The following is a 9,524-nucleotide window of genomic DNA, read 5'->3' as shown; positions in this document are numbered from 1 at the left end:
GCGGACGTCTCGTCCGTGCGGGGGTGCGGGGCGGCCGGGGCGGCGGGGAGGGCGTCGCCGGGCATGCGGACGGGGCCGGTGTGGAACGCGCGGCCGTCGCGGGCGGCGTCCACGGCGGTGAGGCGGCGGACGCGGGGGGCGAGGAGGGCCGGCAGCGGTCCGCGCCCGCGCGCGACGTCCAGGCAGACGTCGTCGGGGTGCGGGTCGACGAAGTCCAGCAACCGCTTCAGGTGCGAGGCGATTTCGGGGACGACGGTCGCCGGATGCGGCACTGCGGGGCTCCCTCGGTCCGGCCATGCCGCACGGGGCGCCGGACGCGGGCGGGCACGCCTGCGACCGGCGGTGCGGCCGGTTTCGTCAGGTATGACTCGCCGCCCGGCCGGTAAGTTCGGACGCCGGGGAAAGAATCTGCGCGCGGTCGCCGCGCGTCAGTCGGCCAGTTGGTTCCCGAACATGGTGAGCGCCACCAGGACGAACACGGTGATGACCGCGACGCGGGTGGGCATGGGCAGGCGCATCTTCACCGCCGCCCAGCGGATCGCGAACGAGACGAGCAGGGCCGTCACGACGAGGGCCAGGATGCCTTCCATGGTCACCTTCTCTGGGGAGAGCCGCCTCCTTAGACGATAGACGTGTAAGGAACGACTTACCCGCTGGTCGGGGTGCCGCGCGGGCCCGCTAATCTCACGGATGTGGCAGATGTGAATGAAGTTGACGAGCGGGACAAGGTCGACGAGCTGATGGTGCAGCTGGCGCGGGGACGGGTGGCGCTGGGCGTCGCGGCGTTCGCGGCGCCGGGACTGACCGTCCGCGCGATGGGGATGGGGCGCGGCGCGGACGCCGGCCGCGACTTCGTCACCCGGATGTTCGCCGCACGCGAGATCGCCCTCGGCGCCGGTTATCTGTTGAGCGGCGCGGAGGGCCGCAAGCTGTGGGCGCGGCTCGGGCTCGGGGTGGACTCCCTCGACACGGTGACCGGGCTGCGCGGCCGCAAGGGCGTGCCGCTGTGGGCGGCGGTGGGCGCGCTGAGCGTGTCGGGGAGCGCGGCGGCGCTCGGCGCGGCCAAGGTCGCGAAGGACGTGCTGCGGTGACGTGATCCCGCCGGGCTCGTGGGTAGGCCCCTGACGCGATCACCGTGGACGGGCAGGGGGCGCGGGCATGACGACGGCGGCGCGGGACGAGCGGGCCATGCCCACGGGCAGGGAGCTGTACGCGATCCTGGGCGCGCTGATGCTCGCGCTGCTGCTCGCGGCCCTCGACCAGACGATCGTGTCGACGGCGCTGCCGACGATCGTCAGCGATCTCGGCGGGCTGAACCACCTGTCGTGGGTGGTGACCGCGTACCTGCTGGCCGCGACGGCGTCCACGCCCCTGTGGGGCAAGCTCGGCGACCAGTACGGGCGCAAGCGGCTGTTCCAGACGTCGATCGTCATCTTCCTGATCGGGTCCGCGCTGTGCGGCATCTCGCAGGGGATGACCGAGCTGATCCTGTTCCGGGCGTTGCAGGGGCTCGGCGGCGGCGGGCTGATGGTGCTCGCCATCGCGATCGTCGGGGAGGTCGTGCCGCCCCGCGAGCGCGGACGGTACCAGGGGCTGTTCGGCGCCGTGTTCGGCGTGTCGAGCGTGTGCGGGCCGCTGCTCGGCGGCTGGTTCGTCGACAACCTGTCGTGGCGGTGGGTGTTCTACATCAACCTGCCGATCGGCATCGTGGCGCTCGTGGTGGTCGCGGCGGTGCTGCACGCGCACGGCGAGCGGGAACGGCACCGCATCGACTACCTCGGGACGCTGCTGATCGTCGGCTGGGCGGTCGGCCTGGTGCTGGTGACGACCTGGGGCGGGACGAGCTACGACTGGGTCTCGCCGCAGATCATCGTGCTCGCGGCGGTGTCGGTGGTGCTGATCGCGGTGTGGGTGCTGGTCGAGCGGCGCGCCGCCGAACCCGTCATGCCGCCGAAGCTGCTCGCCCATCCGGTGTTCGCGATCGGGTCGGCGGTCGGGTTCGTGGTCGGCTTCGCGATGTTCGGCGCCTGACGTACCTGCCGATCTTCCTCCAGGTCGTGCACGGCGTGTCGCCGACGCTGTCGGGCGTCTACCTGCTGCCGATGATGCTCGGGATGCTGCTCACCTCGATCGGGTCCGGGCAGCTCGTCAGCAAGACCGGTCGGTACAAGGTGTTCCCGATCATCGGCACGCCGCTCATCGCGGTGGCGCTGTTCCTGCTGTCGCGGATGGACGAGACGTCCTCGACGCTCGCGATGAGCCTGCGGTTCGCGCTGCTCGGGCTCGGCCTCGGGATGGTCCTGCAGATCCTCGTGATCGCCGTGCAGAACGCCGTCCCGTACGAGGACCTGGGCGCGGCGACGTCCGGGGTCACGTTCTTCCGGCAGATCGGCGGCTCGTTCGGCGTCGCGGTGTTCGGCGCGGTGTTCAGCAACAGCCTCGCGAGCAACATCACCGCGATCGCCCGCGATCTCCCGCCGGGCTTGGACCCCGGCGCCGTCCAGGGGAACCCCGGGATGCTCGACCGGTTCCCGCCGCAGGTCAAGAACGAGGTCCTGGGCGCGTACGCCGACTCGATCGACACCGTGTTCTTCTGGGCCGTCCCGGTGGCCGCGATCGGGTTCGTGCTGACGTGGTTCCTGCGCGAGGCCCCGCTGCGCGAGACGTCCCGGACGCCCGACTACGGCGAGGGGTTCGGCGCGGCGCCGACCGTCCGGTCGTCCCGGCACGAGATGGAGCGGTGCCTGAGCGAGCTGATGCGCCGCGACCCGCGCGCCCGCGACCTGTACGCGCGGCTGGGCGCCCTCGCCGGGGTGGACCTCCCGGCGGGCAGCATGTGGGCGCTGTGCCGGATCGCCAAGGACGGGACGGTCCGCGGCGCGGACCTCGCCGACCGCGCGGGCGTGCCGATCGAGACCGGACGCCCGTTCGTCGACCGGCTCGTCGGCGACGGGCTCGTCGAGCGCCGGGACGGCACGCTGGTGATCACCGCCGCCGGGCGGACGGTCGCCGAGCGGCTGTTCGCGGCGCGCCGCGAGGGCCTCGCCGCGCACGTCCGGGGCTGGTCGCCCGAGGATCACCCCGAGCTCGCCGACGTCCTGACCCGGCTGGCCCGCGCGTCCCTCGGGGACGACGCCGACGGCGTTGCGATGCGCGGCGCGACCGCCGCGACTGCGTAACCCCCGTCACAAGCCGTTGCGCGCATGGCGCGGTAATCTCATACTGACAGACCGAATCACACTCGGTTTCGGGACGGAACCCAGACCCTTTGGAGGCGTAGTGGCCGAGGCGTACATCGTCGGCGCGGTCCGTACCCCCGTCGGCACCAAGAAGGGCGCGCTCAAGGACGTGCACCCCGCCGACCTCGGGGCCCACGTGCTCAAGGAGCTCGTCAACCGGACCGGGGTCGACCCGTCCGCGGTCGAAGACAACATCATGGGCTGCGTCATGCAGGTCGGCGGGCAGGCGCTCGACATCGCCCGCACCGCGTGGCTGTCGGCGGGCCTGCCGGAGGGCGTGCCCGGCGTCACCATCGACCGGCAGTGCGGTTCCTCGCAGCAGGCGATCCACTTCGCCGCCCAGGGCGTCCTGTCGGGCACCCAGGACCTGGTGGTCGCCTCCGGCGTCGAGCACATGGCCAAGGTGCCGATGGGTTCCAGCATCGTCCAGGGGCTCGACTTCCCCTACGGCGAGGGCTGGGGCGAGCGGTACGGCCGCCAGGAGATCTCCCAGTTCCGCGGCGCCGAGCTGATGGCCGAGAAGTGGGGCTTCAGCCGCGAGGACCTGGAGAAGTTCGCGCTGGAGAGCCACAAGCGCGCGTCCAAGGCCATCGAGGCGGGCTACTTCGACCGGGAGATCGCCCCCCTCGCGGGCCTCACCAAGGACGAGGGCGCCCGCCCCGACACCACCCTGGAGAAGATGGCGGGCCTGAAGGCCCTGCGCGAGGACGGCCGCATCACCGCCGCGGTGTCCTCGCAGGTGTCCATCGGCTCGTCCGCCGTGCTGATCGCGTCGGAGGAGGCCGTCAAGCGCCACAACCTCACCCCGCGCGCCCGCATCCACACCCTCGCGGTGACGGGCTCGGACCCGGTCTACATGCTGACCGGCCCGATCCCCGCGACCGAGAAGGCCCTGCAGCGGTCCGGCCTGAAGATCGACGACATCGACGTCTTCGAGGTCAACGAGGCGTTCGCGCCGGTCCCGATGGCGTGGGCGGCCGACACCGGCGCCTCGCTGGAGAAGACCAACCCCAACGGCGGCGCGATCGCCACCGGCCACCCGCTGGGCGCCACCGGCGGCATCCTGATGACCAAGCTGCTGCACGAGCTGGAGCGCACCGGCGGCCGCTACGGCCTGCAGACGATGTGCGAGGGCGGCGGCCAGGCCAACGCCACCATCATCGAGCGTCTCTGATCCGACGAGCCGTCGCGCGTGCGGCCCCGACTCCGAGCCGAAAGGCGAGGAGCCGGGGCCGCAGGCGGTTGCGGGGCGGGCCGGGGACGGTGGGAGGGTGGGACCCTCGGGACGATTCGGCGGGCGGACGGGTGAGGCGCAGATGTACGAGACGGTGCTGTACGCGGTCGACGGGCGGGTCGCGCGGGTCACGCTGAACCGGCCGGACGCGCGGAACGCGCTGAGCGACCGGATGATCGACGAGCTGCTCGACGCGTTCGAGCGGGCGAAGCGCGACGACGAGGTGCGCGTGATCGTCCTGACGGGGGCGGGGGAGCGGGCGTTCTGCGCGGGCGGCGACCTCGGCGGGCTCGGCGCCCAGCAGGCGGACGGACGGTCGGTGGCCGATCCGGCGGCGATCCGGGAGAGTGCGCCGTTCCGGCTGTTCACGGCGTTCCCGAAGCTCGGCAAGCCGATCATCGCGCGGCTGGCGGGGCACGCGGTGGCGGGCGGGCTCGGGCTCGCGGCGGCCTGCGACCTGGTGATCGCGGCGGACGACGTGAAGCTCGCGACGCCCGAGGTGAACGTGGGCCTCTGGCCGATGATGATCATGGCGATCATCAACCGGAACGTCGTCCCGAAGCAGGCGTTCAAGCTGTACTACACCGGCGGCCGCATCACCGCGGCGGAGGGCCGGGAGATCGGCCTGGTGACCGAGGCGGTGCCGCGGGACGAGCTGGACGCGCGGGTGGACGGGCTGGCGCGGACGATCGCCGCGAAGAGCCCGCTCGGGCTGCGCCGCGGCCGGGACGCGTTCTTCGCGATCGAGGGGCGCCCGCTGGAGGACCAGGTCGAGCATCTGCTGGGCGAGCTGGTGGGGCTGGCGGGCAGCGAGGACGCCAAGGAGGGCGTCGCCGCGTTCCTGGAGAACCGCGCCCCCGACTTCCGCGGCCGCTGATCCCCGCGGCGCTACGGGACGGGCGGCGCTACGGGACGGGCAGCGTGATCGTCCGCTGCAGGCGGGCGGCGGTGGCCCGCAGCCGGTCGGCGGAACGCTCGATCTTGGGGAGCTTCGCGGGCCGGCAGGAGATCGCGAGGGCGGCGCGGACGGTGCCCGTCGCGTCCGTCACCGGGACGGCGATGCAGCCGGTGCCGAGCGCGTACTCCTCGCGGTCGATGGACAGGCCGGTGGACGAGCGCAGCGTGCGCAGCAGCCGCCGCGGTTCGGTGATCGTGTGCGGGGTGAGGTCGGCGAGGGTGTGCCGGGCGAGGTAGTCGCGGCGGCGGTCCTCGTCGAGCTGGGCGATCAGGCATTTGCCGAGCGCGGTGGCGTGCGGGGCCTCGTCGAAGCCGACCCAGACGTCGACGCGGGGCGTGCGGGGCCCGTCGGCGATGTCGATCAGCTTGATCTCGCCGTCCACGTGCATCGCGAAGTACGCCGCGGCGCCCAGTTCGTCCCGGAGCGTGAGGAGGGTGGGGCGGATGCGGGCGAGGAGGCGCTGGGCCTTGCTGCGGCCGTGCAGGTTCGAGATGCGCTCGCCGAGCACCCAGGAGCCGTCGGACAGCCGGGTGGCGTAGCCCTCGTGCGCGAGGGTGCGCAGGAGGTGGTACGTCGTGGCCAGGGGGAGACCCGCCTCGCGGGCGAGCTGCTTGGCGGGCGCCCCGCTGGGGTGCGACGACACCGCCTCCAGCAGGCGCATGGCCCGCTGCACCGAGGCGATGAGTGTCGGTCTGCGTGTCTCGTTCACCACGCAAAGCGAACCCTGCTCGGCGGGACCGGTCAAGGGCTTTGACCACACCCGTCGAGGAAGTTGCGGGAATGCCCCCGCGACCTGCGTGGAGTAGTCCGCCGGGAACCGGGGAGTAGGCCCGGGACGGACGGACGCCAGCGTCGAGGAGCCGGCATGACCCAGTCGATTCGCACCGAAGAGCACGTCGACGAGCGGACCGCGAGGAAAGTAGCGGAAGAGGCGCGCGAGTCCGAATGGCGCCTGCCGAGCTTCGGCAAGCAGCTGTTCCTCGGCGACTTCCGGCTCGACCTCGTCCATCCGCACCCGCGCCCGGACGAGCCGGACCGCGCGAGGGGCGACGCGTTCCTGGCGAAGCTCACCGAATTCTGTGCGAACGAGGTCGACGCGGTACGGATCGAGCGAGACGCCCGCATCCCGGACGAGACGCTGCGGGGGCTGCGCGATCTCGGCGCGTTCGGCATGAAGGTGCCCGAGCGGTACGGCGGCCTCGGGCTCAGCCAGTTCCACTACGGGCGCGCGCTGATGATCGCGGGGTCGGCGAGCCCGGCGATCGGCGCGCTGCTGTCGGCGCACCAGTCGATCGGCGTTCCGCAGCCGGTGAAGATGTTCGGCACGGACGAGCAGAAGGACACGTGGCTGCCGCGCTGCGCGAGGCAGCTGAGCGCGTTCCTGCTGACCGAGCCGGACGTCGGCTCCGACCCCGCGCGGCTGCGCGCCACCGCGACGCCGGACGGGGACGAGTACGTCCTCGACGGCGTGAAGCTGTGGACGACGAACGGCGTCGTGGCCGACCTCGTCGTCGTGATGGCGCGCGTCCCGAAGGCGGCCGGGCACCGGGGCGGCATCTCGGCGTTCGTCGTCGACATGGACACTCCGGGCATCACGGTCGAGAACCGCAACCGGTTCATGGGGCTGCGCGGGATCGAGAACGGCGTCACGCGCTTCCACGACGTGCGCGTCCCGAAGGCGAACATGATCGGGAAGGAGGGCGCCGGGCTGAAGATCGCGCTGGCGACCCTCAACACCGGACGGCTGTCGCTGCCCGCGATGTGCGCGGCGAGCGGCAAGTGGGCGGCGAAGATCGCCCGCGAGTGGTCGGCGGAGCGCGTCCAGTGGGGCCGCCCGGTCGGACGGCACGAGGCGGCGGGCCCGCAAGGTCGCGTTCATCGCCGCGACGGCCTACGCGATGGAAGCCGTCCACGACCTGTCGGCACGGCTCGCGGACGACGAACGCAACGACATCCGGATCGAGGCGGCGCTGGCGAAGCTGTGGTCGTCGGAGCTGGCGTGCCGCGTCGCCGACGAGCTGGTGCAGGTGCGCGGCGGGCGCGGCTACGAGACGGCCGAGTCGCTCGCCGCGCGCGGGGAGCGGGGCGTCCCGGCCGAGCAGCTGCTCCGCGACCTGCGCATCAACCGGATCTTCGAGGGGTCCAGCGAGATCATGCACCTGCTGATCGCGCGGGAGGCGGTGGACGCGCACCTGTCGGTGGCCGGCGACATCATCGACCCCGACACCTCCACGGCCGACAAGGCGCGGGCCGCCGCGCGCGCGGGCGGTTTCTACGCGCGCTGGCTGCCGACGCTCGTCACCGGCCCGGGGCGGCGGCCCGGCTCGTACGCGGAGTTCGGCCCGCTCGCACAGCACCTGCGGTACGTGGAGCGCGCGTCCCGCAAGCTCGCCCGGTCGATCTTCTACGCGGCGGGCCGCTGGCAGGGCCGCCTAGAGCAGAAGCAGGGTTTCCTTGGGCGCATGGTCGACATCGGCGCCGAGCTGTACGCGATGAGCGCCGTCTGTGTGCGCGCGCACGCCGACGCGTCCGGCAAGGGCCCGCTCCAGGACGGCAGCGGCGGCCCGGGCGACGGACCCGGGAAGTCGGCGCTCCTGCTGGCGGACGCGTTCTGCAAGCAGTCCCGGGTACGGGTGGAGGAACTGTTCGACGGCCTGTGGCGCAACACCGACGCGATGGACGTGCGGCTCGCGCGCGCTGTGCTCGACGGTGCGTTTACGTGGGTCGAGGAAGGCGTTCTCGACCCGTCCATCCCCGGCCCGTGGATCGCCCCGTCCGAACCGGGACCCAGCAGTATGGACGATGTGCACCGCCACATCACCTGACTCTTGGTAGCGCATGAAGACGCGTTGTGAGGCACGGATCGATACACTGACCGGATTCGCGCCCGAGATCAGGCCGTCCCGTTGCGGAACAGGCCCCAGGATCCGGCGAAAAAACAGCCTCACGGCGACAACGCACCCAGCGAGCGGGAAGTATGCAGCAACCTGGTCAGAAGAAGTCCATTGCCGGAACCCTCCTCAACCTGATCGGCAGCGGCCCGAAGCGGTCGCCCGCCGCGCCGCCCCCGACGGCGACCGACGGCGACGTCGTCCAGCCCGCCGCCGGTGAGGGGGCGCTGGAGAACCACCTGGGCGGGGACGAGGCCCGCAACTACCGCAAGTACGAGTACGACACCATCGCTCCGCACGTGGGCCGCTCCATGCTGGAGGTCGGGTCCGGGCTCGGGCACTTCTCCGAGCAGTTCGCGGGGCGGCTCGACTACCTCGTCGTCAGCGACAACGACCCCTACTGCGTCGGTGAGCTGCGCAAGCGCTACGACGGCAACGACGACGTCGAGGTCATCGACCTGGCCCTGCCGGCCGACATCAAGATCCGGCAGAAGGTCGACACCGTCGTGATGATGAACGTCCTGGAGCACATCAAGGACGACGTCCAGGCGCTGCGCGACCTCGCCTCGGTGACCCTCCCCGGCGGCCGGATCGTCATCTGGGTGCCCGGATACATGCAGCTTTACGGCGACTTCGACCGCAAGGTCGGGCACGTCACCCGATACACCCCGGCGACGCTGGGCAAGTCGGTGCGCGAGGCGGGGCTCGTCCCCGAGGTCCTCAAGCCGATCAACTTCCTCGGCGGCATCGCCTGGTGGTTCGCGGTGCGGCGCGGCGGCGCCGGCTACCCCGACCCCAAGCTCGTCAAGATCTACGACCGGACGGTCGTGCCGTTCACCCGCACGATCGAGCGGTTCGTGAAGCCGCCGTTCGGGCAGACGGTGATCTGCGTGGCGCGCGTCCCCGAGTAGCCCCCCGGTATAGCCGTCACCGTGCCGCGCCGGCCTCCCGGAACAGGGAGAGCCGGTGCGCGGTGGCGGCGGCCTCCCCGCGGCTCGCGACGCCGAGCTTGCCGAGGATGTTCGACACGTGCACGCTCGCCGTCTTCGCGGAGATGAACAGCGCCGCGGCGATCTCCCGGTTGCTGCGCCCCTCGGCGACGAGCCGCAGCACCTCGAACTCGCGCGGCGTCAGCCCGAGCGGCGCCGCCGTCCCGCCGCGCTGCGGGCCGCGGGTGCGGCGCCGCAGGTCGGCGACGCGTT

General features: G+C 72.3%; 9 protein-coding genes and 2 pseudogenes. 7 read left to right on the top strand and 4 right to left on the bottom strand.

Going from position 1 to position 9,524, the window contains the following annotated elements; translation table 11 throughout:
* Both BJF79_RS23165 and BJF79_RS57320 read right to left on the bottom strand, forming a co-directional pair.
* A pseudogene (locus BJF79_RS23165) lies at window positions 1-272 on the bottom strand (class I SAM-dependent methyltransferase); the annotation flags it as partial.
* A 156-nt stretch (window positions 273-428) separates the two neighbouring features.
* On the bottom strand, window positions 429-590 hold the full coding sequence (locus tag BJF79_RS57320) for a hypothetical protein (protein ID WP_187357044.1): 162 nt from the start codon (window positions 588-590) through the stop codon (window positions 429-431).
* Between the two features lie 111 nt (window positions 591-701).
* On the opposite strand from BJF79_RS57320, the gene BJF79_RS23160 reads away from it, so the two are divergent.
* From BJF79_RS23160 to BJF79_RS23145, 5 genes are all read left to right on the top strand, one after another.
* Complete coding sequence (locus BJF79_RS23160; RefSeq protein ID WP_262402453.1) at window positions 702-1,091, top strand: hypothetical protein; 390 nt, start codon at window positions 702-704, stop codon at window positions 1,089-1,091.
* Window positions 1,092-1,188: 97 nt separating this feature from the next.
* Window positions 1,189-2,031, top strand: coding sequence for an MFS transporter (locus BJF79_RS61250; RefSeq protein WP_262402452.1), 843 nt, complete (start codon window positions 1,189-1,191; stop codon window positions 2,029-2,031).
* Between the two features lie 35 nt (window positions 2,032-2,066).
* On the top strand, window positions 2,067-3,179 hold the full coding sequence (locus tag BJF79_RS61245; protein ID WP_262402451.1) for a hypothetical protein: 1,113 nt from the start codon (window positions 2,067-2,069) through the stop codon (window positions 3,177-3,179).
* Between the two features lie 100 nt (window positions 3,180-3,279).
* Window positions 3,280-4,413, top strand: a complete 1,134-nt coding sequence (locus tag BJF79_RS23150) for an acetyl-CoA C-acetyltransferase (RefSeq protein WP_075900386.1) — start codon at window positions 3,280-3,282, stop codon at window positions 4,411-4,413.
* 142 nt (window positions 4,414-4,555) lie between these two features.
* On the top strand, window positions 4,556-5,350 hold the full coding sequence (locus BJF79_RS23145; RefSeq protein ID WP_075900384.1) for an enoyl-CoA hydratase-related protein: 795 nt from the start codon (window positions 4,556-4,558) through the stop codon (window positions 5,348-5,350).
* A 28-nt stretch (window positions 5,351-5,378) separates the two neighbouring features.
* Here the strand turns inward: BJF79_RS23145 and BJF79_RS23140 are convergent, their stop codons facing one another.
* A complete protein-coding gene (locus BJF79_RS23140; RefSeq protein WP_262402450.1) occupies window positions 5,379-6,143 on the bottom strand; it encodes an IclR family transcriptional regulator in 765 nt (254 codons plus the stop codon).
* Window positions 6,144-6,296: 153 nt separating this feature from the next.
* Between BJF79_RS23140 and BJF79_RS23135 the strand changes: the two are divergent.
* Both BJF79_RS23135 and BJF79_RS23130 read left to right on the top strand, forming a co-directional pair.
* A pseudogene (locus BJF79_RS23135) lies at window positions 6,297-8,256 on the top strand (acyl-CoA dehydrogenase family protein).
* A gap of 152 nt (window positions 8,257-8,408) precedes the next feature.
* Window positions 8,409-9,233: a class I SAM-dependent methyltransferase gene (locus tag BJF79_RS23130; protein WP_075900382.1), complete on the top strand. Its 825-nt coding sequence runs from the start codon at window positions 8,409-8,411 to the stop codon at window positions 9,231-9,233.
* 16 nt (window positions 9,234-9,249) lie between these two features.
* On the opposite strand, the gene BJF79_RS23125 is transcribed toward BJF79_RS23130, so the two are convergent.
* A partial coding sequence (locus BJF79_RS23125) for a response regulator transcription factor (RefSeq protein ID WP_143220104.1) occupies window positions 9,250-9,524 on the bottom strand: 275 nt, incomplete at its 5' end.

Origin of the sequence: Actinomadura sp. CNU-125 (assembly GCF_001942465.1) — a bacterium.
In the GTDB taxonomy this organism is placed as follows: Bacteria; Actinomycetota; Actinomycetes; order Streptosporangiales; family Streptosporangiaceae; genus Spirillospora.
The sequence above is the reverse complement of the archived record's forward strand: the minus strand, read 5'-3'. Positions and strand labels throughout refer to the sequence as shown.